This is a genomic window from Cupriavidus sp. MPR-AND1C, assembly GCF_058809705.1.
The window spans coordinates 59446-84090 of sequence record NZ_JBXASU010000027.1 but is presented as its reverse complement, the minus strand read 5'-3'; the positions used below and the strand labels follow the sequence as shown (position 1 = coordinate 84090).

The window sequence follows — 24645 nt, the reverse complement described above, 5'->3', positions numbered from 1 at the left end:
GGAGGGGGCTGGGGGGCGTTTGTTCATGGCGTCACTTGGATTGTCTCTTGCCATGCAAGATTCGCGCCGAGATGCTTTTCATTGTATTGCGGGGTTTCCCGGATTCAATGGCTGCCGGCGTACGCGGCCAGAACCGCCGGTGTATGCTATTGCCCTGCTGCGCGGCAGGGCGTCTACTGGCGACGCCGGCATGCTGGCGCGTAGTCTAAAACACAGAATATGCTTGGAGAGATGGATGACCGAATTCGTATTTGCCCCGCCGGCGCCCAATGGCGTGCCCGTGCGCGGCAGCAGCGCTCAGTTCCCGGTGCGCCGGGTCTACTGCGTGGGCCGCAATTATGCCGCCCATGCCCGTGAAATGGGTTCGGATCCCGACCGCGAGCCGCCGTTCTTCTTCTGCAAGCCCGCCGACGCCGTGAGCTATGTGGCCGACGGCACCGAAGGCGCCTTCCCCTATCCGCAGGGCACCAGCAATTGCCACTATGAAGTGGAGCTGGTCGTTGCCATCGGCAAGGGCGGCAAGGACATCGCCGAGGCGGATGCCGCGAGCCACGTGTTTGGCTACGCGCTCGGCCTCGACATGACGCGCCGCGACCTGCAGAACGAATCGAAGAAGACCGGCCGCCCCTGGGAAACCGGCAAGGCCTTCGACAAGTCCGCCCCGATCGGGCCGATCGTGCCGGTGTCCGCCATCGGCCATCCGGAGAAGGGCGCGGTCACGCTGTCCGTCAACGGCATGGAGAAGCAGCGCGGCGACCTGTCGGACCTGATCTGGTCGGTGCCCGAGATGGTGTCCTATCTCTCCAAGCTGTTCGAGCTGCAACCCGGCGACCTGATCTACAGCGGCACGCCTGAAGGCGTGGGCCCGGTGGTCAAGGGCGATGTCATGCTGTGCAAGATCGAAGGCGTGGGCGAGCTCACCGTCAAGGTAGTCTGAGTCCATGTTGAAGCTTTACAGCTACTTTCGCAGCTCCGCCTCGTACCGGGTGCGCATTGCCCTGCAGTTGAAGGGCCTGCCTTACGAGTACATGCCGGTGCATCTGTTGCGCGACGGCGGCCAGCAACTGCTGCCGGCCTACAGGGCGCTGAACCCCGATGCGCTGGTGCCGACCCTGCTGGATGACGATCACGTATTGATCCAGTCCGTGGCGATGGTCGAGTACCTCGACGAGACGCATCCCGAGCCGCCCCTGCTGCCGGGCAGCGCGCTCGACCGCGCCTACATCCGCGCGCTGGCGCTGGAGGTCGCGTGCGAGATCCATCCGCTGAACAACCTGCGCGTGCTGAAGTACATCAAGCACACGCTGGGCGTAACGGAGGAGGCCAAGGACGCGTGGTATCGCCACTGGGTCGAGCTGGGTTTCGAGTCGGTCAATACCAACCTCGTGCGCTCGGGCAAGGCAGGGCGTTTCTGCTTTGGCGATACGCCGACGCTGGCGGACATCTGCCTGGTGCCGCAGGTGTTCAACGCGCAGCGCTTCAATATCGACGTGGCCCGCTACCCGGCCATTGCCAAGGTGTTCGACGCCTGCATGGCGCTGCCCGCGTTCCAGCAGGCCGAGCCCAAGGCGCAGCCGGACGCCGAATAAGTTGCCACGCCAGGTTCGGCAGGCCGCAAAAAGTAAAAAGCCCCGCAAGCGATTGCGGGGCTTTTTTACTGGCGAGCCGGGTGGGCTGCTCAGCCGAGCAGTGCGTCGGCGAATTCCTCGGCCTTGAAGGGCTGCAGGTCTTCGACCTTCTCGCCCACGCCGATAAAGTAGACCGGCACCGGGCGCTGGCGCGCGATCGCGGCCAGGATGCCGCCCTTGGCGGTGCCGTCGAGCTTGGTCACGATCAGCCCGGTCAGGCCCAGCGCGTCGTCGAACGCCTTGACCTGGGACAGCGCGTTCTGCCCGGTGTTGGCGTCGATCACCAGCAGCGATTCGTGTGGCGCGTTCGGCATCGCCTTGGCGATGACACGCTTGACCTTTTTCAGCTCTTCCATCAGGTGCAGCTGCGTGGGCAGGCGGCCCGCGGTATCGGCCATCACGATATCGATGCCGCGTGCGCGTGCGGCGTTGACCGCGTCGAAGATCACTGCCGCCGGGTCGCCGCTTTCCTGCGAGACCACGGTGACATTGTTGCGCTCGCCCCAGATGGTCAGCTGCTCGCGCGCGGCGGCGCGGAAGGTGTCGCCCGCGGCCAGCAGCACGGACTGGTCATAGCTCTGGAAGTGCTTGCACAGCTTGCCGATGCTGGTGGTCTTGCCGGCGCCGTTTACGCCCGAAATCATCATCACCAGCGGCTGCTCGCGGCCCAGGGACATGGTCTTCTCGAGCGGGCGCAGCAGGTCGGTCAGCAGCTCGCGCAGCGCGGCCTTGACGCCTTCGGCGGTTTCGATGCGCTCGGTCTTGACGCGGCGGCGCAGCGCGCTCAGCAGGTGCTGGGTAGCCTCGACGCCGGCGTCGGCCATGATCAGGGCCGTTTCCAGATCCTCGAACAGGTCTTCGTCGACCTTGACGCCAACAAACAGCGTGCCCAGATTGCGGCTGGTCTTGGACAGGCCGGTGCGCAAACGCTGCATCCAGCCGCGCTTGGCCTCGGCGGAGGCGGCCGGCGGCGGCGTCAGGACCAGTTCCTCGGCAGCGGCCGGGGTCGCGCTGCGGACTGGCTGGGAGGCGGTTGGCGTGACGGGAACGACGGTGGCCGGGGCAGGCGCGGCCGCGGGAATGGGGGGTGGCACGCTGGCGGGCGCCGCGGCCGGAGTGGCGGCGGGCGCCGGGCTTTGCACCTCGGGCGGCGCACTGGCCGGCTCAGCCTTGCGCTTCTTCCAGAAACTAAACATTGGGAAAGGGGTCAATACCCCGGTAGAATCAATCGCCAAAATTCTAGCAGACGGGGTCGCATGAACCATTGTGCTGTCAGGTCCAGGTCGGGCGCCGCCCGTACCGCTTCGCTTCTTGCCGGCGCCGGCGCTGTTCGCCCGGCCGCTTTCTCCCGGCGCCTCGTTGCCACCCTTTTGTTGATCGCGATGCCCTGGTTCGGTGCTGCCTATGCGCAGACCGCCGTGGTGGCGCCGCCGTTGCCGACTGGCCAGGCCACCGCCGCGCAAACCGCCGCGGCGCAGGCCGATACCACCGAGTTCAAGCTGTCCAACGGCATGCGGGTCATCGTCAAGGAAGACCATCGCGCGCCCACCGTAGCCCACCAGATCTGGTATCGCGTGGGCGGCATGGACGAGGTCAGCGGTACCACTGGCGTGGCGCACATGCTTGAACACATGATGTTCAAGGGTACACCAAAGGTCGGGCCGGGCGAGTTTTCCAAGCAGATCGCCGCATTGGGCGGGCGCGAGAACGCCATGACCAATCGCGACTTCACGCTCTATTACCAGCAGATCAGCAAGCAGTACCTGCCGAAGATGATGGAGCTGGAAGCCGACCGCATGGCCAACCTCATCATCAAGAAGGATGAGTTCGAGCGGGAAATGAAGGTCGTGATGGAAGAGCGGCGCCTGCGCACGGACGACTCCGCGCGCGGCACCGTCTACGAGCAGTTGCTGGCTACCGTCTACACCGCCGGCCCCTACCGGCATCCCGTGATCGGCTGGCCGGCCGACCTGGTCAACATGCGCGTGGAAGACGTGCAGGCCTGGTACAAGAACTGGTACGTGCCCGACAACGCGCTGCTGGTGGTAACGGGCGATGTCACGGCGGCCGAGGTCAAGGCGCTGGCGGAGCGCACCTACGGCAAGCTCAAGGCCCGCCCGCTGCCGCTGCGCAAGGACCAGCAGGAGCCGGCGCAGAAGGGCATCAAGCGGATCTGGGTCAAGGCCCCGGCCGAGAACCCTTACGTGGTCTTGGCGTACAAGGTGCCGCGCCTGCACGATGTCGAGAAGGACGTCGATCCCTACGCCCTGGAGGTCCTCTCTGCCGTGCTCAATGGCTATGACAACGCCCGCCTGACGCGCGACCTGGTGCGCGAGCGCCGCATCGCCGACGACGTCAACGTGGGCTACGACAGCATCAACCGAGGCGAGTCCCTGATGGTGCTCGACGGTACGCCGGCCACCGGCCATACCACCGAGGAGATCGAGCGCGCGTTGCGCGACGAGATCGCCCGCATTGCGCGCGAAGGCGTCTCGCCCGCAGAGCTCAAGCGGGTCAAGGCGCAGGTGGTGGCGGCGCAGATCTACAAGCGAGACTCGGTGTTCGGGCAGGGCATGGAGATCGGCGTGGCCGAGATCGCCGGCATTTCCTGGCGCCAGCTCGACCGCATGCTCGACAAGATCAAGGCCGTCACGCCGGAACAGGTGCAGGCAGTGGCGGGCAAATACTTCAACGACGATAACCTGACCGTGGCGACCCTGCTGCCGCAGCCGATCGACCCGAACAAGGCGAAGGCTCCGGCCGCCGCCGACTCGCTCCGCTGAGCTTTCTAGAGGACAGGACCCAAGATGCCTCTCTTTGCCCCCACGATCCCGTCGCCACGCCTGCTGCGCCACCTGGCAGGCGCGGCTTGCGGTGCGCTTGCCCTGATCGCCTCGCAGGCCGCGCTGGCTGCGATCCCGATCGAGCAGTGGACCACCTCCACCGGCGCCCGCGTGTATTTCGTGCGCAGCCCGTCCATTCCCATGCTCGACGTCAATATGGATTTCGACGCCGGCAGCCGCTACGACCCGGCCGGCAAGGCCGGCCTTGCCACGCTCGCCTCGGCCCTGCTCGACAAGGGCGCGGCCGCGCAGGATGGCCAGCCGGCCCGCAATGAAGCGCAGGTGGCTGACGCCTTCGCCGACACTGGCGCCGACTTCGGCGGCGCCGCCAGCAGCGATCGCGGCGGCATCGGCCTGCGCACGCTGACCTCCGAGCCGGAACTCAGCCAGTCGCTCGCGCTGGCCGGGCAACTGATCAAGGCGCCGTCCTACCCGGATGCCGTGGTGGCGCGCGAGAAGCAACGCCTGATCACCGCCATCCGCGAGGCCGATACCAAGCCCGGCGTGATCGCCGACAAGATGGTGTCGCGTGCGATCTATCCGTCGCACCCGTACGGCGTGTCGCCGACCGAGGCCAGCGTCGAATCGATCACGCGAGCCGACATCGAGCGCTTCTGGCGGGACAATTTCACGGCGTCGCGCGCCGTCTTGACGCTGATCGGCGCCATCGACCGCAAGCAGGCCGAGACCATTGCCGAGCAGTTGACGCGCGGCCTGCCGGCTGGCGCCACGCCGCCTACGATGCCCCCCGTGCAACTCAAGATCCCGGCTAGCGAGCAGCGCGTGCCGCATCCGGCGCAGCAGGCTACGGTAGCCATCAGTCAGCCCGCCATCGCGCGGGGTGATCCCGACTACTTTGCCCTGCTGGTAGGCAACTACGTGCTCGGCGGCGGCGGCTTCAGCTCGCGCCTGACCGACGAGGTGCGGGAAAAGCGCGGCCTCACCTACGGCGTCGACAGCTACTTCGCACCCGCCAAGCAGGCAGGACCCTTCGGCATTGGCTTGCAGACCAAGAAGGCACAGACCAACGAAGCGCTGGCGCTGGTGCGCAAGGTGCTGGCGCAGTACGTGGCGCAAGGCCCCACCGACACTGAACTGAAGGCCGCGAAGGACAATCTGGTCAACGGCTTCCCGCTGCGCATCGACAGCAATCGCAAGCTGCTGACCAATGTGGCCAATATCGGCTGGTATGGGCTGCCGCTGGACTACCTCGACACCTGGACCGCCCAGATCGGCAAGGTCACCCGTACCCAGGTCCGCGAAGCCTTCCAGCGCCACGTGTTCCCGGACGCCATGGCGACCGTCATCGTGGGTGGACCGGAATAACACGGTGACAGGTGCGGGCGCCGGGAGGCGTTCCCGGCGCTTGCGCTTTTCCGCGCCGCAGGCTCTACAATCACGGCATGAATTCGCGTACCCGATCTCCCTCGCCCGCTGCCAGCGGGCGACCCCCATCCCCCTCGCCGCGGCAGTCTCCTGCCCAGGTCCGGATCATTGGCGGCAAGTGGAAGCGCACGCCGCTGCCCGTGCTCGATGCCGAAGGCCTGCGTCCCACCCCTGACCGCGTGCGTGAGACCCTGTTCAACTGGCTTGGGCAGGACATGTCCGGGCTGGCTTGCCTCGACCTGTTCGCCGGCTCTGGCGCACTGGGTTTCGAGGCTGCCTCCCGGGGCGCCCGGCAGGTCACCATGGTCGAAGCCAATCCGCGCGTGGCCAAGCAGCTGCGCGACAACCAGTACCGGCTCGACGCGCAGCAGATCCGGGTGGTGCAAGGTGATGCATTCGCGACCGCGGCGCAGATGCCGTCGGCCAGCTTCGACGTGGTGTTCCTCGATCCGCCCTTTGCCGAAGACTGGCTTGGCCCCGCGCTCGAGCATGCGGCGCGCCTGTCACGTCCAGGCGGTGCCGTGTATGTGGAAACGGATCGCGCCCTGATCGGCCCCGACGCGCCTGTGCCGGCGGCGCTGGAGATCGTACGGCATGCGCGGGCTGGCGCGGTGCACTTCCATTTGCTGCAGCACAGGAACCTTTGAAGGGCAGGTGGACGCGAGCATTGTGACGGGCTACCTGCACACAAGATGCGGCGGCGCGGCAAAACCGTGATGTGGCGGCTTGCAAGTGCCGCGTTTAGAGTTACACTACGCCGCTGTCGCCAACGCTCGTCACGCAGCCTTGTCTCCAGCCCTCACCATAGTGGGCGGGGTCGATCGGTCCATCCAGGACCGGCGGCGGGCAGAATAAGGAGGAAGCATGGTCGTCGCGGTCTATCCCGGCACTTTCGACCCAATGACCCGGGGCCACGAGGATCTGGTGCGTAGAGCATCCAACATCTTCGATGAGCTCGTGGTCGGCGTGGCGCATAGCCCCAACAAGCGCCCGTTCTTTTCGCTGGAAGAGCGCATAGGCATCGCCCGTGAAGTCCTGGGCCACTATCCCAATGTGCGCGTCGAAGGTTTCTCCGGCCTGCTCAAGGATTTTGTCCGCAAGAACAATGCGCGCGTGATCGTGCGGGGTTTGCGCGCGGTTTCCGACTTCGAGTACGAGTTCCAGATGGCGGGCATGAACCGCTACCTGCTACCGGACGTGGAAACCATGTTCCTGACCCCGTCCGACCAGTACCAGTTCATCTCCGGCACCTTCGTGCGCGAGATCGCGGTGCTTGGCGGCGATGTCAGCAAATTTGTGTTCCCTTCGGTGGAACGCTGGCTTGCGGAAAAGATCAGCAGCAAAACGGAATAAAATACAGTCTTGCAACATGCCGGCCGCGGCCAGTCGGGCGCGGGGCATGCTGGGTTCAAAGGAAACACCATGGCACTATTGATCACCGACGACTGCATCAATTGCGACGTTTGTGAGCCGGAGTGCCCAAACGAAGCCATTTCGATGGGGCCCGAGATCTATGAGATCGACCCCAACAAATGTACCGAATGCGTCGGGCACTTTGACGAGCCGCAATGCCAGCAGGTTTGTCCTGTGGCCTGCATCCCGCACGACCCCAACCGCATTGAGACGCGCGAGATCCTGATGGATCGCTACCGTCTCCTTACGGCGGCCAAACGGGTAGCCTGAGCTACCACTGCGGCTTGCGGCACGAAGTTCGCAGCACGAAAAGCTCCATGACCTTCGCGGTGATGGGGCTTTTTGTTTAGGCGCGCGCGTTCAGCGGTTTCAGCGGTTCGTATGCAGTTCCAGCATGGCGCGCTCGGACTCGCCTTTGGCCAGCAACCCAAGCGGCGCGATGCTGCGATCGATGGCTTCGTCGATGGCCTGCTGCTCCTCGCGGCGCGGTGGCTTCAGCACAAAATTGATCACATCCTCGCGCTCGCCGCCGCCACCGGCCGAATTGCGCGGATGGCCGACACCAATGCGCAGGCGCCAATAGTCCTGGGTGGTCAGGTGTGCGGAAATATCCTTGAGGCCATTGTGGCCGCCCGCGCCGCCGCCACGCTTGAGCTTGACGGTGCCCGAGGGCAGGTCCATCTCGTCATGGGCCACCGCGATTTCGTCCGGCAGGATCTTGTAGAAGCGCGCGAGCGATACCACCGACAGCCCGGAGCGGTTCATGAAGGTGGACGGCTTGAGCAGCCAGATCTCCTGGTCCCACAACCGGGCGCGCGCTGCCAGCCCGTGAAAGCGGCCTTCCACGCGCAGGGTGACGCCGCCCATGCGGGCCAGTTGGTCGACCAGCCAGAAGCCGGCATTGTGGCGCGTGGCTTCGTATTCCGCCCCGGGGTTTCCGAGGCCGACGATGAGTTTGATCATGCGTTGTACTTCTTGGTTGATGGGGCTCGACGCACGAGGCGTGGGGCGGCTGGCAACTGCTTGGCTGCAACTACAACTGCAAAGTCAAAATCAACTGCAGTTTCACCACCCCTGCGGGGCGGCGACCTACTTTTTTGTCTTGCCAAAAAAGTAGGCAAAAAAGGCGCGCCGGATGGGGCGACACCCCGAGGCGCCCCATACGGCCTTGGCACACCTCCACGGCTCGCTTCGCATCGCGAATGGGTGTGCTGCCAGAAGCCAAGCATACGCGAACCTCGGGACGAAAAAAAACCGCCGGACGCGCCGGCGGTTTTTTCTTGCGGCTGCGAGAGCCGTCCCGTTGCACGGCCCGAAGGCCGCGTTCAGGGTACTCAGGCAGCAGGCGTTTCGCCTTCGGCAGCTTCCGACACGCCGCCGGCCGGCAGCGAGATGCTGGCGATAGCGGGGTTTTCGTCACCGTGGGTGATGGCGCTCACGCCCTTCGGCAGCTTCACGTCGGACAGGTGCAGGGTCTGGCCCAGTTCCGCATTGCTCAGGTCCACTTCAATGAACTCAGGCAGGTCGGCCGGCAGGCACGACACTTCCAGTTCGTTCAGGATGTGGTTGACGATGCCATGGCCCAGCTTCACGCCCGGGGCGTTTTCCTGGTTCATGAAGTGCAGCGGCACCTTGACGTGGATCTTGTCGGTGGCCGACACGCGTTGGAAGTCAACGTGCAGGACCAGCGGCTTGAACGGGTGCATCTGGAAAGCGCGCAGCAGGGCCTTTTCAGCCTTGCCTTCCACTTCGATGTCGAGAATCGACGAGTGGAATGCTTCTTTCTTCAGCGCGTGGAACAGTGCGTTGTGATCGAGTTCGATCATCTTGGGTTCGGCTGCGCCGCCATAGATGATGCCGGGGGTCTTGCCGGCGTTGCGCAGGCGGCGGCTCGCACCCGTTCCCTGTACGCTACGCTCGAAGGCTACTACTTTCATGATGACTCCAAATGTAAGAGGGCTGTCCGCGACCAGACAGCCCGATGAACCTCGTCACGTGCCGTAACCGGGGTCTTACCCCCGAAAAACAGCCGCAAACGCGGTAAAGCCTTGAATTCTATCAGGAATCGGCAAACAGCGACATGATCGAGTCGCCCTTGACGATCCGGGTAAAGGTCTCTGCCAGCAGCGATGCGGTCGATAGCTGGCGAATCTTGCCGGACTGGATGGCATCGTCGCGCAGCGGAATCGTGTCGCACACCACCACTTCATCCAGTTCCGAGTCGGCGATGCGGGCAGCCGCGCCGCCCGACAGGACCGGGTGGGTACAGTAAGCGAATACCTTCAGCGCGCCGCGTTCCTTGAGCACCTGGGCCGCCTTGCACAGGGTGCCGCCGGTGTCGATCATGTCATCCATGATCACGCAGTTGCGGCCGTCGACTTCACCGATGATGTTCATCACCTCGGCCACGTTGGCCTTGGGGCGACGCTTGTCGATGATGGCCAGGTCGCAGTTCAACTGCTTGGCCAGCGCACGGGCGCGCACCACGCCGCCGACGTCGGGCGAGACCACCAGCAGATTGCCGTAGTTCTTCTCGCGCAGGTCGCCCAGCAGAACCGGGGAGGCGTAGATGTTATCAACCGGGATATCGAAGAAGCCCTGGATCTGGTCGGCGTGGAGGTCCATGGTCAGGACCCGCTCGACGCCGGCGACTTCCAGCATGTTGGCTACCACCTTGGCCGAGATCGCGACGCGCGCCGAACGCGGGCGGCGGTCCTGGCGGGCATAGCCGAAGTAGGGCATGGCGGCAGTGATGCTGCGTGCCGAAGCGCGCTTGAGCGCATCGACCATCACCATCAGTTCCATCAGGTTGTCGTTGGTCGGCGCGCAGGTGGACTGCAGCACGATGACGTGCTTGCCGCGAACATTTTCCTGGATTTCAACTTGGACTTCGCCGTCGGAGAACCGACCGACCTGGGCTTTCCCGAGCGGGATGCCGAGGTGCTGAACGACAGCCTCCGCGAGTTTGGGGTTGGCGTTGCCGGTAAAAACCATCAAGCCTTCGCTGCTCATTCGGTGCACCTGTCTTGCTACTGGAGGGGGGAACGATTGCTGCCGGCTAGTGCCGGCAGCTTTTCGTGCAGGTCCGTAAGGACACTGTAGGATGTAATGGCAGGGGAAGAAGGATTCGAACCTTCGAATGCCGGAATCAAAATCCGGTGCCTTGACCAACTTGGCGACTCCCCTACACAACCGGGTACGTCCATCGTCACATTCAACTGCCTGCGACGCCGAACGAAAAACTTTTTATGCGAGCGTTGCGAGTGGGTGTTGCGATAAACTCTTCGCACACCTGCCATCCCATTCGGGAGGCAACCGGTCTAGTACCTGCTGCGCAGTTTGCTCGTCGTTGAATCGTGCAAACACGCAGGCTCCGGAACCGGTCATCCTTGCATGTGGACTGTACTGTCTCAACCATTCAAGGGCTCGGGCAACTTCGCCGAACTTCACTGTTGCTATCGCTTCCAGGTCGTTGCGACCGAAACCGAACTTGTTTGTGCATCCAGTGAAGTCCGCTATTATGGTGATCGCCGTATCCCTTGTCAAGCGCTTGTCCGAAAAAATTGCTGCGGTCGGAACATGCTGCCGCGGATGGATGATCACGAACCAGCTTTCAGGCAATTCGACCGTCGTCAGTTCCTCGCCGATCCCTTGCGCGAACGCGTTTTCTCCATGCACGAAGAACGGCACGTCGGCACCTAATGAAAGGCCGATGCGCTTGAGTTCTTCGCGTCCCAGGCCCAGCCCCCACAGATGATTCAGAGCCAGCAGCGTGGTCGCCGCGTCCGATGAGCCGCCGCCGATGCCGCCGCCCATCGGCAGCCGCTTGGCAATGGCGATGTCCGCGCCAAAGCAGGTGCCGCCAGCTTGCTGCAAGGCCTGCGCGGCGCGCACGATCAGGTCGCTCTGCGCCGGTACGCCCGGCACGTCGCTGATGCGCTCGATGCGGCCATCGTCGCGGCGGAAAAAATCGAGCGTATCGCACCAGTCCACCAATTGGAAAACCGTCTGCAGCGTGTGGTAGCCGTCCGCGCGGCGTCCGGTCACATGCAGGAAGAGATTCAGCTTGGCGGGCGCCGCGCAGTCGCGCAGCTCAGGCGCAGGCAAGGGGCGGGCCGTGCTCATTGTGCTTGCTCCGGATTGATGACCAGGCGTACCGAGAGCGGGTTGGCCGCGCCGTCGCGCGCGAGGTCGATGCGGCGCGGGCTCGCCACGGCCGGCGTGGATGGTGTTGTCGGCGCGGTTTCCTGCCATGCCACGTAGCGCACGGTCCAGCCGTTCTGCGCCAGGGTAGCCAGCCGTCCGCTGTCGTCACGCGTGGTGCGCGCCGGGCTGTCTGGCGCGGGGCGGGCGTGCAGCCAGTCGCGCAGCCCTGCCACCGGCAGCGAAAATCCAAGCGCTTCCTCCAGCAAGGTATCGACTTCGGGCGCGTTGCGCGGCGGCTGGTTGGGCAGGTCGAGCGTGGCGCCCGAAGGCGTGGAGGTGACCACCGCCAGGGTCTGGCCCAGCGGCGAGATCAGGTCCAGGCGCACATTGCGGCCTTGCTCATGCCACTGGAAGCTGCCCTGCACGCCCTCATCGCGGCCGTAGCGCACGTAGCTGGCGGCGAAGCGGCCGCTGAGGTCGCGAGCCTGGGCGGTCTCGCCGGCGTCGAACTGCCGCGTGGGCGTGATGCTGGCGCAGGCGGCCAGCCATAAGGGGGCGCTCAGGCAGAGCAGGGCAAGGCGTCGGGATGTGGGCATGGCGTTTGGCGTGCGCGCCGGCGCCGCCGGGCGCCGGGCTGCCGGCCCGGCGCGAGGGCCGGGCGGCGGATGATTGCGGGTGATCGGCGTGCCGCGTGACGGCTGCGGACGGCGGGATGCTACTTGGACAGCGCGGAGAGCGGGACGTTATAGCGGCGCAGGGTGTCGATCAGGATGACATTGTCCGGCTCTATCTTGGCGGCTTCGGTCCAGGTCTTGCGGGCCTCGTCCTGCTGGCCGAGCTGCCACAGCACCTCGCCGAGGTGGGCGCCGATTTCGGCCTCGGGCGCCTTGGCGTAGGCGTTGCGCAGCAGTTCGGCGGCCGGCTGCAACTGGCCCAGGCGGAACTTGACCCAGGCCAGGCTATCCATGATGTAGGGATCGTCCGGGCCCAGCGCCGAGGCTTTTTCCAGCAGCGTGAGGGCTTCGGGCAGGCGCACGTTGCGATCCGCGAGCGAATAGCCCAGCGCGTTATAGCCCTGCTTGGCTTCCGGCTGCATGGCGATCACGCGGCGCAGCAGCTTTTCCATGCTGTCGTAGCGCTTCTCGCGCTCATCGAGCATGGCGAGTTCATAGACCCAGTCCGAGTTGTCGGGCTCCGCCGCAGCGCGTTCATCCAGCACCTTGCGGGCGCGGTCGTAGGACTTGGCGTCGATCAGCATGCCGACTTCGGCCTGGCGGATCGCGGTCATGCGCTGCGCGCGCTGGTCGGGCTCGGGTATATCCTCGGCATCGGCCAGCATGTCGTTGAATACCGCCTGGGCGTCGTCGAGCTTGCCCATGCGTCCCAGCAACTGCGCGCGCTTGACGGCCGCGGCCGGCGCGAGGCGGGCGTCGTCGATGCGGTCGAGCCAGGCTACGGCCGCCGGGTAATCCTTCTTTTCCTCGGCGATCTGCGCCAGGTACTGGTAGGCGATATCCGGGCTGGCCGCCGGCACTTGCTCGGCGAGTTGCAGGTATTCCTTCAGGTACAGCTCGGCTTCGTCGTAGCGCTTGGACTGCAGGCTGGTGAGGCCGAGGGCGAGCGGCACGCGCGGATCCTTCGGCGCAATCTTGCGCAGCGTCTCGAACTCCGAGCGCGCGGCTTGCAGGTCGTTTTGCTGCAGGTAGAGGCGGGCCAGCGTGATGTGCCCGTTGACCGAGGCCGGGGCCTTGTTGACGAACGCCTTGAGCCCGGCAATGCCGTGGCCGGGCGGGCCGGGGGCGCGCAACTCGGCGGCCATCAGCGCGGCGCCTTCGAAGTCGGGACGGATCTTCTGGGCCTCGTCGAGCTCGGCCAGGGCGCCGGGAATATCGTTGGCGGCTTCCTTGGCGCGCGCGAGGGCAAGGTGAGTCTCGGCCGACTTCAGGTCGCTCGCCACCAGGCGCTGCAGCAGCGCGGCCGCGCCGGCGGGATCGCTGGTGCGCGAAAGCTGCTGCTGCATCTGCAGGATGGCCTCCGGCCGCTGGCTCGGCGGCACGCCATTGAGCTGCAGGACCAGCAGGGGTTCGGCTTCGTCCCATCGGCCGCTAAGGACCAGCAGGGTCGACAGCACCTGCCGCGCGCCGGCCGAGGTGGGCGCAAGCTCGGTCCACAGCCGCGCGGCGTCAAGCGCTTGCTGGGCGCTGCGGGCATTGAACGCGATCTCGGTGGCGCGTTGGGCAAAGCGCGGGTCGCGCGTATTGCGCGCCAGTTCCAGGTACGTCTGGTAAGCGGGGCCGACTACGCCGCGCTGGGCGGAGATTTCCGCGGCCAGCACCCGGTAGAGGATGTCAGCGGTCAGCGGCACCGTTGGCAGGGGCATCTTCGGCGGCAGCGGGTTCGAGCGGATTGGCGTGGTGGCCTGCGCGGCGACCTTCATCGCGGGCTTGCCGTCCGCGGGCGCGGCGTGGCTGGTGAGCGGCGCCAGGGCGCAGACTGCCAACGCGGCCGCAGCCGTGACCGCGAGCCTGTGACGCAGCGGCCGCCGGGGGATGAGAAGTTGAGCGGTGGTCATCGGGGTACGGTCCAGGCGGTCCGACATGTGGGTGGGTGCTCCAGCACTCAAAGGCGATGGGGAAGGTAAAGGCATTGTAGCCTGCCGCTACAATGCTTTGCTTATCCGCAGGCACCGGCACGGCTGGGGTCTCTGGCGGTTTGAGTGGCACAAAAGGGAGAGGTTCGATGCCTGAGTTGCCTGAGGTCGAAGTGACCCGGCGCGGCTTGCTGCCGCATGTGGTTGGGCGGCGCATTGCCGAAGTGGTGGTGCGCCATCGCGGCCTGCGCTGGCCGGTCGAGCCGGATCTGGAGTCGCAGCTGGCCGGGCGGGTGATCGCGCGCATCGAGCGGCGCGGCAAATACCTGCTGCTGGAGTGCGTGCGCCCTGACGGCGAGGCTCCCGGATGGCTGCTGATCCACCTTGGCATGACCGGCACGCTGCGTGTGTTGCCGCAGGCGCCGCCGCCGGGCACACACGATCACCTTGACCTGGTCCTTGCCGAGCCCGAGGGCGCCGGCGATGCGCTGCCCGGCGCGGCCACCAGCCTGGTGCTGCGCTTTCGCGATCCGAGGCGCTTTGGCGCGGTGCTGTGGAGCCTGCTCGACGAGTCGAAATTGCCGACCCATCCGCTGCTGAGCAAGCTCGGCATCGAGCCTTTCGACCCACGCTTCGACGGGGCCTGGCTCTATCGCCTGGGACGCGGGCGCAGCGCGGCCATCAAGACCGTGCTTCTTGCGGGCGACATCGTGGTGGGCGTGGGCAATATCTATGCATCGGAAAGTCTGTTTGCCGCTGGCATCCGCCCCACCACGCCGGCCGGGCGCTTGTCTCTGGCGCGTTGCGAACGCCTGGCCGAGGCCGTGCGCGACACGCTGGCCCGCGCGATCGAGCGCGGCGGCAGCACTTTGCGCGACTTTGTCGGCAGCGATGGCAGCAGTGGTTATTTCCAGCTGGATTGCGCCGTGTACGACCGCGCCGGCCATCCATGCCGGGTCTGCGGCACCACCATCCGGCAGATTGTTCAGGGGCAGCGCTCCACGTTCTACTGCCCGAGCTGCCAACGTTGAGCGCGGCGGTGCCGCGACTGCGGCTCTCGTTGCACGGGCCCTACGAGAGTGATGATTGCCTATCTTCTTGCGAATGTGGCGCCAACCCGATGGCCCGGCGCAACAGGGAAGGCGGCAGGCGACTCGAATTTCACAAAAATCCGCCGTAAACCTGTATCTTGAAGAACGTAAAAAAGTGTTACAAAGACACCATGTCACCGCCCGGGTGCCGGTCATCGGACATCGAGATGTCAGGCCTGCAGCGCCGTCGCGGGGGCTTTTCGCCAAGCCGATCCCAGTGCCAATGACAACCCTCGCCCTTCAATTCGAACAATACGGCGCCTGGAGAGCCGGGGTACTCCACTCCCTGGCCGAATTCCGCTCCTGGCTGCAGCAGCACGATCTCTACGACGCCCAGGCCGACGAACGCGTCCAGCGTATCCAGGGCGTGCTCAAGAGCGACCGGCTCAAGGTGGCGTTCATCGCGGAGTTCTCGCGGGGCAAGAGCGAGCTGATCAACGCGATTTTCTTTGCCGACTACGGCCGTCGCATCCTGCCGTCTTCCGCCGGGCGCACTACGATGTGCCCGACAGAGCTGCGCTACGACGAAGCCGAGGCACCGTGCATCCGGCTGTTGCCGATCGAGACGCGCCTGCAGGAAGCTTCCACCGCCGATTTCCTTGACGTCGATGCGCACTGGCATAACGTGCCGCTCGACCCCTCGTCGCCCGACGGCATGCTGGATGCGTTCCGCCACGTGGTCGAGACCAACCGTGTCACGCGCGAGATGGCCGAGTCGCTTGGCCTGTACAACGAGAACGATCCCGACGCCGCCTACGCGCTCGATGCCGATGGCATGGTCGAGATTTCCCGCTGGCGCCACGCGGTCATCAACTTCCCGCATCCGCTGTTGCGCCAGGGCCTGGTCATCCTCGACACGCCCGGCCTCAACGCGATCGGTACCGAGCCCGAGCTGACGCTGCGCCTGATCCCGGACGCGCATGTCGTGGTGTTCATGCTGGCGGCCGACGCCGGCGTGACCAAGAGCGACCTTGACCTCTGGCGCAGCCATGTGAGCGCAGGCCACCGCAAGGGGTGCCTGGCGGTGCTCAACAAGATCGATGGCCTGTGGGACCCGCTCAAGTCGCCGGCAGAGACCGCGGCCGAGATCACGCGCCAGGTCACCACCAGCGCTCATGTGCTGGGCATCGACGAGTCACGCGTCTACCCGGTGTCGGCGCAGAAGGGCCTGGTGGCCAAGGTCACCAACGACGATGACTTGCTGGCGCGCAGCGGCTTGCCGCAGTTCGAGCACGTGCTGTCCGACCAGTTGATCCCGCAGCGGCGCGAGATCGTCGCCGACCAGGTGCAGCGCTCGGTCGAGGAGATGGCGCGCGGCGCGCAGCAACTGCTGCAAAGCCGCCGCCGCAGCATCGTCGAGCAGTTGTTCGAGTTGCGCGGGCTGCGCGGCAAGAACCACGCGATGGTCAAGCACATGCTGATGCGCGTGCAGTCGGAGAAAGAAGAGTTCGAGCAGAGCATCGCCAAGTTCCAGGCGCTGCGGCTGGTGTTCGGGCGCCATAGCGCGGACATCATCAAGAGCCTGCAGCTGCGCGACGTGCGCCGCACCATGCGCGAGCGCCGCGAGCAGATGAAGGAGCGTTTCTTCTCGCGCGGCATGCGCGAAGACATGGACGCCTTGTTCGCGCGGCTTGGCGAGCTGGTCAGCGAGGCCGACCAGAAGATCGCCCAGCTCCACCAGCTCACCGACAGCATGTACCGCCGCTTCAATGCCGAGCATGGCTTTACGCTGCCCGCGCCGATCCAGTTCGTCACCGCGCGCTACGTCAGCGAATTGCAGCAGACGCTTGCGTTGGCCCACGCGCACTTCGGCGCCATGAACATGCTTACGCGCTCGCGCCCGCAACTGGTGCAGAGCGCGTTTTCCACCATCGCTACCCGCGTGCTGGAAACCTTCCGGGATCTGAACCGCGATATCGAGATCTGGCTCAAGTCGGTGATGACGCCGCTGGAGGCGCAGGTGCGCGAGCACCAGAAACAGTTGCGCCGCCGGGTCGATTCGATCGAGCGCATCCACGAGGCCACCGACACGCTCGAGAGCCGCATCGCGCAGCTCGAGGAAGTACTAAACGGCCTGGACGATCGCAGCGGGCGCATCGAGTCTTTCTCCAGGCGGATCCTGCAGCCGGACGCCGACGAGGGGCAGCTCAGGGCGTTCGTGGCCTGAAGCGCGGCCGGCGGCGAGTGCAGGTGGCGGCGAGGCGGTATCATGACGCGCCGCCGCTTCCGGCGCTGTTGCTGTGTTGCCTTACCCGTCACGTACCCGATGCCCCGCATGCCCGCTGCCTCTGCTGCTGTTTCATCCGATCTTTCCCCCGCCGTGGTGCCTGCCGATTTCGCCGCGCGCGTGGTGGGCTGGCAGCGCGTGCACGGGCGCCATGACCTGCCGTGGCAGAACACCCGCGATCCTTACCGGATCTGGTTGTCCGAGATCATGCTGCAGCAGACCCAGGTCAGCGCGGTGATCGAGTATTTCCAGCGGTTCATCGGCCGGCTGCCAACCGTGGCAGCATTGGCCGAGGCCAGCGCGGATGAGGTGATGGCGCTGTGGGCCGGGCTTGGCTACTACTCGCGCGCGCGCAACCTGCACCGCTGCGCCAAGGCCGTGATGAGCGAGCATGGCGGCGTGTTCCCGACCGACCCCGAGGTGCTGGTGACGCTGCCTGGCATCGGCCGCTCCACCGCTGCAGCCGTGGCCGCGTTCAGCGCCGGCGTGCGCTCGCCGATCCTGGACGGCAACGTCAAGCGCGTCTTTGCCAGGTTCTTTGGCATTCATGGCCATCCCGGCGTCAAGGCGGTGGAGAACCGCATGTGGCAACTTGCCGATGCTGTCCTGCCCGCCAAGGGACCGGCGCAAGCCGAGGACATGGTGTCCTACACCCAGGGCGTGATGGACCTTGGCGCCACTGTCTGTTCGCGCGGCAAGCCAGCCTGCCTTGCCGCCGCGGCGTCGTGCCCGCTGGCCAGCGACTGCGTGGCGCGCCGCGAGGGGCTGACCGGCGTGCTGCCCACGCCGAAGCCACGTGCTGCCATTCCCGAGCGCAGCACCGTGATGCTGCTGGTCCGCCGCGGCCGCGAGGTCCTGCTCGCACTGCGCCCGGACAGCGGCATCTGGGGCGGGCTGTGGAGCTTGCCCGAAATGCCGGTCGATACCGTGCCCTTCGATGCGGAACTGGCCGAGGACGCCGCGCTGGAACGCGCCCGCGAATTCGGCAATCCCAGCACGGCCAATATGGTCGGCGAGCTCACCCACGTCTTCACTCACTTCCGCCTGCTGATCCGCGCCATTCGCGTCGACGTCGCCGGCCTCACCGCGCGCGATGCCGCCAATGGCCCCGCGCTACGCTGGCTGTCACTGGACGATCTGGATGCGGTAGGCACGCCCGCGCCGGTGCGCAAGCTGCTGGAGGCGCAGGCCCAAGGCGGATTGTTTTAACGTTGCTCAGAGGATGTGGTGCTGGTGCATGTATTTATGCACGATCTCGATCCGCATGCCCGCGTCCGGCAGCGCCATCAGCATCTGCTTGGCCTTGAGCGGCACCGGCAACAACTCACACAGCCGATTGGCGACCCAGCTGGGGTCATCCCACAGGAACGGCTCGCAAAAAGGCAGCTCGCCCGGATGCTCGGCATGGAGCGATGCAACGATACGCCGCAGCACGGCCAGGCATTCGCCCAGCAGTTCGAGCTTGCAGTCGATGATGTCGGGCGGCAGCAATTCCGCCTGGCCGACCAGCAAGCCGTCCGGGTTCACGCTGTGGCCCAGCAACCGGAAGCGCTGGCGGCCGCGCGCGCTGATCAGCAGCACGCCCAGTTGCTCCATATTGCAGTCGATGATGTCGGCCAGGCAGCCGATCGTCTCGGGCATGGTGGGCTCGTCCGGGCGGGCGACCTCATTGCCGCTGGCGATCAGGCAGACCCCAAAGGGGGTGCGATCGCGCATGCAGGCGCGCACCATGTCCACGTAGCGCGCTTCGAACACGCGCAGTGGCAGCAGCCCATCGGGAAAGAGTACGGTATGCAGCGGAAACAGCGGCAGGCTATCCAGCGTAGGCCCCGCCGACGTGCTGTGCGAGGCGGCGAACGATGCGGATGAGCCGGGCGTGGCGGGTGAGGACATGCTGAGCCAGCAAAGGTTTCGGGCGAAGATTGCCGAGCCTGACCACGAAACCTGGCGGGGCGGCGATTAGCCGCCCGGTGCGAGCTCGCGGTGTCTCACCAGCACATTACCATGGGCGCGAAAATAGTTGGCAAGTCTTTCCGCGATGTACACGGAGCGATGCTGCCCGCCAGTGCAACCGATTGCGACGGTCAGGTAGCTGCGATTGTCAGCGATGAAACTTGGCAGCCACTTTTCCACATAGGCGCGTATGTCTTCGGCCATGGCCAGCACCATTGGCTGGCTTTGCAGGAAATCGATCACGGGCTCGTCGCGGCCGGTCAGCGGGCGCAGCGCCAGGTCGTAGTAGGGGTTGGGCAGCGAGCGCACGTCGAACACCAGGTCGGCGTCGCTGGGCACGCCGTGCTTGAAGCCGAACGACTCGAACAGCAATGTGAGCTTGAGGTCATCGCCGTGCACGAACTCCTTGATCCACGCGCGCAATGTATTGGTGCGCACATTGCTGGTGTCGATGCGGTGCGCAGCCTCCGCCAACGGGCTGAGGAGCTCGCGCTCCATCTCGATGGCCTCGATCAGCGAGGTGTCGTTGAATGCGGCCTCGGCGGCACTGTCGCCCGGATTCTCGTTCTTGGGATTGGCCGAGAGGCCAGCCATGGCCGCGCGCATCGACAGCGGATGTCGCCGCCTCGTCTCGGAATAGCGCTGCACCAGCGCATCGGTATTTGCGGTCAGGAAGACCACCCGGACCTGATGTTCGGAGGCGAGGTCGCGAAGCGTGCCGGGCAGCTCGTCCAGCGACTCCCGGCTACGGATATCGGTGGCGACGCCCAGGTGGGTGTAGCCCTGCGCCGCGAGGTAATGGGCCAACTCCGGGATAAACTGCGCCGGCAGGTTGTCGACGCAGTAGTAGCCCGCGTCTTCCAATACGTTCAAGGCAACGGATTTGCCGGAGCCGGAGATCCCGGTGATAAGTATGATGCGCATAGCACGACAAGCATAACATCAGGTGATGACGCCGTCATGACGGCGCGGCGCCAGTAAAAATGGCGAACCGAAGGGGTTCGCCATTTTTACACGTCCGCGCCGCAAATGATGGCGCTAGCTTACTTGGACAAGCAGTCGCTCATGAAGGCCTTGCGTTCGTCGCCCTTCTTGCCGGTGGCCTGGGCATTGCAGGTCTTCATCTTTTCCTGCTGGCTGTTCTTGGCGGGTGCGGCCGCGGGCTTATTGGACAGGCAATCGCTCATGAAGGCCTTGCGTTCATCACCCTTCTTGCCGGTGGCCTGCGTGTTGCAAGCCTTCATCTTGTTCTGCTGGGTGTTGGCTGCCGCCGGTGCCGCGGGTGCAGCGGCCGGTGCATTCTGGGCGAAGGCACCGGTGGCAAAAAGCGGGGCTACCAGCACGCACATCGCGATCAATTTTTTCATGCTTGCTCTCCTGGCTGTGGAAAACTTCATGGCTGCTGGCCTGTCGGCTCGGCAACTCGGGGCTGGGCCCAATGCCCATTACTGCACAAAACGGCCTATGCCCCAATCGCGTTGACCGTCTAAGCGCGGCCGGATGTAAGCAATTGAAAACGGCCCCGTCGTGGTCGCACGACTTGGGCCTGTCAAACCACCTAGAGTAGCCGGCCCTGGCCCCGCGATGCGACGTCGGCCTGCATCGCGGCGCGCTGGCGGTCCATGAAGTCGCGCAGCGTGTCGATGCCGCGCAGGCGCAGGATGGTGTTGCGCACGGCGGCCTCGACCAGCACGGCGAGATTTCGGCCGGCCGCCACCTGGATCTTGACCATGTGGATGGGCAGGCCGAGCACGTCGAGATACTGGGAGTCCAGCGGCAGGCGCTCGAATTCGCCATCGTTGCGGCGTACCAGCTGCACCACTAGCTTGAGCTTCATCTTGCGGCGTACCGCAGTCTCGCCAAAGATGGTCTTGATGTCGAGCAGGCCCAGGCCGCGCACTTCCAGCAGGTTCTGCAGCAGCGGCGGGCAGCGGCCCTCGATGAAGTCCGGTCCGAGGCGCACGAAATCCACGGCATCGTCCGCCACCAGCCCATGTCCGCGCGAGATCAGTTCCAGGCCGAGCTCGCTCTTGCCCAGGCCGGATTCGCCCATCACCAGCACGCCCATGCCGAGGATGTCGAGGAACACGCCGTGCATGGTCACGCGCGGCGCGGAAATGCGCGACAGATAGAGGCGCAGGTGGTCGATCACCGCCGCCGAAGACACCGGCGTGGTGAACAGGGGGGTGGACGAGCGCGTGCAGCGCAGTTCCAGGTCGGGCGGCGGCTCCATGCCGTCGGCGATCACCAGGAACGGCGGCTCCAGCAGGATCAGCTCGCCCATCTGGCGCTTGCGCATCTCGTCATCGAGGCGCTGGTAATACGTGATTTCGGGCTTGCCCAGCACCTGGATCCGGTTCGGGTGGATCAGGTTCAAGTGGCCGACGAGATCGGCCGCGGATGTGGCTTCACGCGCAAACTCGACATCGAAGGCCCGGTCCGCGCCCTCCAGTCCTGCTACCCAGGAGAGTTTGATATCGGCTGCGTTGTCGTCGAAGATCGACTGCGAGGTGACGCCAGTGAGTTCCATTCGGGTGCTTTCAGGGACGGGCTTTCAGTGCCGGATCAAGGGTGCCATTGCGTCAGCAACTGGTGCACGTCGTCGGGGGTGGGCAGGGTAGCCAGTCCTTCGCGCATCTCGCGGTCGGACAGCAACTGGGCGATCTCGGAGAGAATTTCCAGATGCTGCTGGGTGGCCTGTTCGGGCACCAGCAGGAAGATCAGCAGCGCGACCGGCTTGCCGTCGGGCGACTCGAATGGGATCGGCTCGGCCAGGCGCATGAAGGCGGCCAGTGGCTGCTTCAGTCCCTTGATGCGGCCGTGGGGGATCGCAACCCCCGCGCCCAGGCCGGTGGACCCGAGCGACTCGCGGGCGAACAGGTTGTCGGTCACGGTCGCGCGCGCTACGCCATGGTTGTTCTCGAAGAGGAGCCCGGCCTGTTCGAACACGCGCTTCTTGCTGGTGACGCTGACGTCGAGGTTGATGTTGCCGGGTGGCAGCAATTTAGCCAAACGATTCATGTGGAATGCGCAGGGTTTTCTAGTAAGCAGGCCCGGGGCCAGGAGGCGTCCCGCCGGGCGGAAAGAGGATAAAAAAACCAAGGCCCGAGGTTTCCACCGGGTGTCCCCCATGCCGGTGTCGGGCGTCTGGCCATTATAGAGCAGGCCCGCTTCCGCTTTGTGCATTGCAATAGTCGATGCGCTCAAGCGGTGCCGCATGCACCGGAATGGCTAGGCCAGTCAACTATGTATTGCACAGCATACACTGCTACATATGCGTTGCGGAATCCCCTGCGTGGTTCGATCAGGTAGGCTGCAACGAAAAAGCCGCGCTCTGGGCGCGGCTTGATTCCGTTTTTCAAGGGACTGACACCGACGGCCCGGTATGTGGGCCGCCAGGCACGGTCATTGCTGCATCTGCGATGCGGCCATCTGATACTTGACCGCTTCACGGTCGTGGCTCTGCACGCGATCCTTGTGGCGAATCACCTGCCGGTCGAGCTTGTCGACCAGTGCGTCGATAGCGGCATACAGGTCTTCATGATGCGCTTCGACAAAGATGTCCTTGCCCTTGAGATGTAGATTGATTTCCGCGTACTGCCGCCGGTCCTTTTCTTTTGTATTGTCGACAGAGAGCAGCACACTTACGCCAATGACTTGATCGAAATGCCTGACGATACGCTCCAGTTTCGTTTCCACGTACTCACGCAGAGGGGGCGTGATGTCCAAGTGGTGTCCACTGATCTTGAAGTTCATAGCGTTTCTCCTTCTGAAAGAGCTGCATCAGGCAGGCGATGCAGCTCGGCTACAAAGTCTTACGGAGATTTACCGCTGGAATCTTGAGCGCTTCGCGGTATTTGGCAACGGTACGCCGTGCCACCACAAAGCCCTGCTCGCCGAGCAATTCGGCAATCCGGCTGTCGGACAAGGGGTTCCTAGCGTCTTCGGCTCCTATCAATTGCTTGATCAACGCACGGATTGCCGTTGATGAGGCCGCGCCGCCGGTTTCTGTGGATACGTGAGAGCCGAAAAAATACTTCAACTCGAAAGTCCCCATCGGCGTTGCCATGTATTTATTGGTAGTCACCCGAGAGATGGTGGACTCGTGTAAACCCAGTGTATCGGCAATCTCCCGCAAAACCAAGGGGCGCATCGCAATTTCACCGTGGGTGAAGAAGTTCTTTTGACGTTCGACAATGGCTTGTGCGACGCGCAATATCGTGTCGAACCTTTGCTGGATATTCTTGATCAACCAGCGTGCTTCTTGCAGTTTTTGCTGCAGTCCGGCCGCGCCAGCGTCGCCTTTTGCACCGCGCAAAATCTGCGCGTACATGTCGTTGATGCGTAGCCGCGGCATCACATCCGGGTTGAGGTGGGCGATCCATCCGCCGCTCAACTTTCGAACAAAAACATCGGGCACCACGAAGTCCGCTTCTGGCCGGCTGTAGGCATGGCCGGGATAGGGCGCGAGCGAGCGGATCAATTCATGCGCCGCCTTGAGTTCAGGTTCGTCCACCTGCAGCGCTTTTTTCAGGCGCGTGTAATCCCGCACCGCCAGCAGCTCGAGGTGGTTGGTGACGATGCTCAGCGCCAGTTCGCGCTGCGGATGCTTGAGCCTGCGCAATTGCAGCGCCAGGCACTCGGCGGCATTGCGCGCCCCGACGCCCGGCGGATCGAAGCTCTGCAGCAGCGTGAGCACAGCCTGGATCTCGTCGACCTCGAACTCGAGCTCCTCCGGCAGCTCGCTGCAGATTTCCTCGAGCGTGGTGCTCAGGTAGCCGTCATCGTCCAGGGATTCGACCAGGAAGATAGCCAGCCCTTTGTCGCGCAGGGAAATCTTGAGCGGTGCCAGCTGCTCCATGAGGTGTTCACGCAGCGTGGGCTCGGCGTCGCGCAGCTGCATCGGGGTTTTTTCGTCGTCTTCGCCTTGCGGGCGGCGGGCGAAGTCGTCCAGGCTCCAGTCGCTGCCGTAATCCTCATTGCTGTCAGAGTAGCTGTCGTCGGCTTCGGGGGCGCCATCGGGGCGGTTCTCGCTGGTGCCCTGGCCGTCAGCTGGCGCCGGCGCGGGCGCGCTCTGCAGGTTCACCGAGCCGTCCGAAGACACGCGCAGCGGGCTGTCCAGCCAGTCGTTCTCACGCTCGAGCAAGGGGTTCTCGGTCAGCGCCTGTTCCACTTCCTGCTGCAGTTCAAGCGTGGACAGTTGCAGCAGCCGGATCGACTGCTGGAGTTGCGGCGTAAGCGCGAGATGCTGCGAGAGGCGGAGCTGTAGCGACGGTTTCATGCGACCTATTTTATGCTCAACTTCCGTACTGGTGGAACGGAAATTGCTATCGCTGGTGTCGCTATGATCGTTTGAAGGATAAAAAGG

Annotated in this window: 24 protein-coding genes and 1 tRNA gene; 10 read left to right on the top strand and 15 right to left on the bottom strand. The window is 64.8% G+C overall.

Annotation, left to right across the window (positions count from 1 at the left end; translation table 11 throughout):
- Positions 1-235: 235 nt before the first annotated feature.
- Both AC1RWI_RS16805 and maiA read left to right on the top strand, forming a co-directional pair.
- Positions 236-937, top strand: a complete 702-nt coding sequence (locus AC1RWI_RS16805; protein ID WP_492867561.1) for a fumarylacetoacetate hydrolase family protein — start codon at positions 236-238, stop codon at positions 935-937.
- 7 nt (positions 938-944) lie between these two features.
- A complete protein-coding gene (gene maiA, locus AC1RWI_RS16800; protein WP_043351202.1) occupies positions 945-1589 on the top strand; it encodes a maleylacetoacetate isomerase in 645 nt (214 codons plus the stop codon).
- Positions 1590-1678: 89 nt separating this feature from the next.
- Here the strand turns inward: maiA and ftsY are convergent, their stop codons facing one another.
- Positions 1679-2824 (bottom strand): signal recognition particle-docking protein FtsY, encoded by a 1146-nt coding sequence (gene ftsY, locus AC1RWI_RS16795; protein ID WP_492867559.1) that lies wholly within the window; start codon positions 2822-2824, stop codon positions 1679-1681.
- A 60-nt stretch (positions 2825-2884) separates the two neighbouring features.
- On the opposite strand from ftsY, the gene AC1RWI_RS16790 reads away from it, so the two are divergent.
- The 5 genes from AC1RWI_RS16790 to AC1RWI_RS16770 all read left to right on the top strand — a co-directional run bounded on the left by AC1RWI_RS16790 (position 2885) and on the right by AC1RWI_RS16770 (position 7540).
- Entirely contained in the window at positions 2885-4411 is a 1527-nt protein-coding gene (locus AC1RWI_RS16790) for a M16 family metallopeptidase (protein ID WP_492867557.1), read from the top strand.
- A gap of 24 nt (positions 4412-4435) precedes the next feature.
- Positions 4436-5797, top strand: coding sequence for a M16 family metallopeptidase (locus tag AC1RWI_RS16785; protein WP_492867555.1), 1362 nt, complete (start codon positions 4436-4438; stop codon positions 5795-5797).
- 77 nt (positions 5798-5874) lie between these two features.
- Complete coding sequence (gene rsmD / locus AC1RWI_RS16780) at positions 5875-6504, top strand: 16S rRNA (guanine(966)-N(2))-methyltransferase RsmD (RefSeq protein ID WP_173430667.1); 630 nt, start codon at positions 5875-5877, stop codon at positions 6502-6504.
- Between the two features lie 217 nt (positions 6505-6721).
- Complete coding sequence (coaD, locus tag AC1RWI_RS16775) at positions 6722-7210, top strand: pantetheine-phosphate adenylyltransferase (protein WP_043343402.1); 489 nt, start codon at positions 6722-6724, stop codon at positions 7208-7210.
- A 69-nt stretch (positions 7211-7279) separates the two neighbouring features.
- Entirely contained in the window at positions 7280-7540 is a 261-nt protein-coding gene (locus AC1RWI_RS16770; RefSeq protein WP_043343403.1) for a YfhL family 4Fe-4S dicluster ferredoxin, read from the top strand.
- A gap of 99 nt (positions 7541-7639) precedes the next feature.
- Here the strand turns inward: AC1RWI_RS16770 and pth are convergent, their stop codons facing one another.
- From pth to AC1RWI_RS16735, 7 genes are all read right to left on the bottom strand, one after another.
- Entirely contained in the window at positions 7640-8233 is a 594-nt protein-coding gene (gene pth, locus AC1RWI_RS16765; protein WP_043343405.1) for an aminoacyl-tRNA hydrolase, read from the bottom strand.
- A gap of 371 nt (positions 8234-8604) precedes the next feature.
- A complete protein-coding gene (locus AC1RWI_RS16760; protein ID WP_043343409.1) occupies positions 8605-9207 on the bottom strand; it encodes a 50S ribosomal protein L25/general stress protein Ctc in 603 nt (200 codons plus the stop codon).
- 121 nt (positions 9208-9328) lie between these two features.
- On the bottom strand, positions 9329-10282 hold the full coding sequence (locus tag AC1RWI_RS16755; RefSeq protein WP_017229695.1) for a ribose-phosphate pyrophosphokinase: 954 nt from the start codon (positions 10280-10282) through the stop codon (positions 9329-9331).
- A gap of 97 nt (positions 10283-10379) precedes the next feature.
- Positions 10380-10456: transfer RNA gene (locus AC1RWI_RS16750), tRNA-Gln, on the bottom strand.
- A gap of 60 nt (positions 10457-10516) precedes the next feature.
- Positions 10517-11395 (bottom strand): 4-(cytidine 5'-diphospho)-2-C-methyl-D-erythritol kinase, encoded by an 879-nt coding sequence (ispE, locus tag AC1RWI_RS16745; protein ID WP_492867552.1) that lies wholly within the window; start codon positions 11393-11395, stop codon positions 10517-10519.
- Positions 11392-12012 carry a lipoprotein insertase outer membrane protein LolB gene (gene lolB, locus AC1RWI_RS16740; protein ID WP_043343417.1) on the bottom strand — a complete coding sequence of 207 codons (621 nt, stop codon included), beginning with the start codon at positions 12010-12012 and terminating at the stop codon, positions 11392-11394. The genes ispE and lolB overlap by 4 nt, the downstream gene beginning before the upstream one ends.
- A gap of 119 nt (positions 12013-12131) precedes the next feature.
- A complete protein-coding gene (locus AC1RWI_RS16735; protein ID WP_492867551.1) occupies positions 12132-14015 on the bottom strand; it encodes a tetratricopeptide repeat protein in 1884 nt (627 codons plus the stop codon).
- Positions 14016-14155: 140 nt separating this feature from the next.
- Here AC1RWI_RS16735 and mutM point away from each other — a divergent pair, with 140 nt between their 5' ends.
- The 3 genes from mutM (at position 14156) to mutY (ending at position 18533) form a co-directional block, all read left to right on the top strand.
- Positions 14156-15037: a bifunctional DNA-formamidopyrimidine glycosylase/DNA-(apurinic or apyrimidinic site) lyase gene (gene mutM, locus AC1RWI_RS16730; protein ID WP_043343422.1), complete on the top strand. Its 882-nt coding sequence runs from the start codon at positions 14156-14158 to the stop codon at positions 15035-15037.
- A 283-nt stretch (positions 15038-15320) separates the two neighbouring features.
- A complete protein-coding gene (locus tag AC1RWI_RS16725) occupies positions 15321-17264 on the top strand; it encodes a dynamin family protein (RefSeq protein WP_492867549.1) in 1944 nt (647 codons plus the stop codon).
- A 99-nt stretch (positions 17265-17363) separates the two neighbouring features.
- Positions 17364-18533 (top strand): A/G-specific adenine glycosylase, encoded by a 1170-nt coding sequence (mutY, locus tag AC1RWI_RS16720; protein ID WP_043343425.1) that lies wholly within the window; start codon positions 17364-17366, stop codon positions 18531-18533.
- 6 nt (positions 18534-18539) lie between these two features.
- Here mutY and AC1RWI_RS16715 read toward each other — a convergent pair whose 3' ends face one another.
- The 7 genes from AC1RWI_RS16715 to AC1RWI_RS16685 all read right to left on the bottom strand — a co-directional run bounded on the left by AC1RWI_RS16715 (position 18540) and on the right by AC1RWI_RS16685 (position 24558).
- Complete coding sequence (locus AC1RWI_RS16715; RefSeq protein ID WP_043343427.1) at positions 18540-19217, bottom strand: LON peptidase substrate-binding domain-containing protein; 678 nt, start codon at positions 19215-19217, stop codon at positions 18540-18542.
- Positions 19218-19283: 66 nt separating this feature from the next.
- The gene (rapZ, locus tag AC1RWI_RS16710; RefSeq protein WP_043343429.1) at positions 19284-20201 is read right to left on the bottom strand and encodes an RNase adapter RapZ; all 918 of its coding nucleotides are present in this window, start codon (positions 20199-20201) and stop codon (positions 19284-19286) included.
- 119 nt (positions 20202-20320) lie between these two features.
- Positions 20321-20644, bottom strand: a complete 324-nt coding sequence (locus AC1RWI_RS16705) for a PsiF family protein (protein WP_043343431.1) — start codon at positions 20642-20644, stop codon at positions 20321-20323.
- A gap of 191 nt (positions 20645-20835) precedes the next feature.
- Positions 20836-21807 carry an HPr(Ser) kinase/phosphatase gene (gene hprK, locus AC1RWI_RS16700; RefSeq protein WP_006159437.1) on the bottom strand — a complete coding sequence of 324 codons (972 nt, stop codon included), beginning with the start codon at positions 21805-21807 and terminating at the stop codon, positions 20836-20838.
- A 35-nt stretch (positions 21808-21842) separates the two neighbouring features.
- Positions 21843-22298, bottom strand: a complete 456-nt coding sequence (gene ptsN, locus AC1RWI_RS16695; protein ID WP_006159436.1) for a PTS IIA-like nitrogen regulatory protein PtsN — start codon at positions 22296-22298, stop codon at positions 21843-21845.
- Between the two features lie 384 nt (positions 22299-22682).
- Positions 22683-23033, bottom strand: a complete 351-nt coding sequence (gene hpf, locus AC1RWI_RS16690; RefSeq protein WP_006159435.1) for a ribosome hibernation-promoting factor, HPF/YfiA family — start codon at positions 23031-23033, stop codon at positions 22683-22685.
- A gap of 49 nt (positions 23034-23082) precedes the next feature.
- Positions 23083-24558, bottom strand: coding sequence for an RNA polymerase factor sigma-54 (locus tag AC1RWI_RS16685; protein WP_043343436.1), 1476 nt, complete (start codon positions 24556-24558; stop codon positions 23083-23085).
- Positions 24559-24645: the final 87 nt, after the last annotated feature.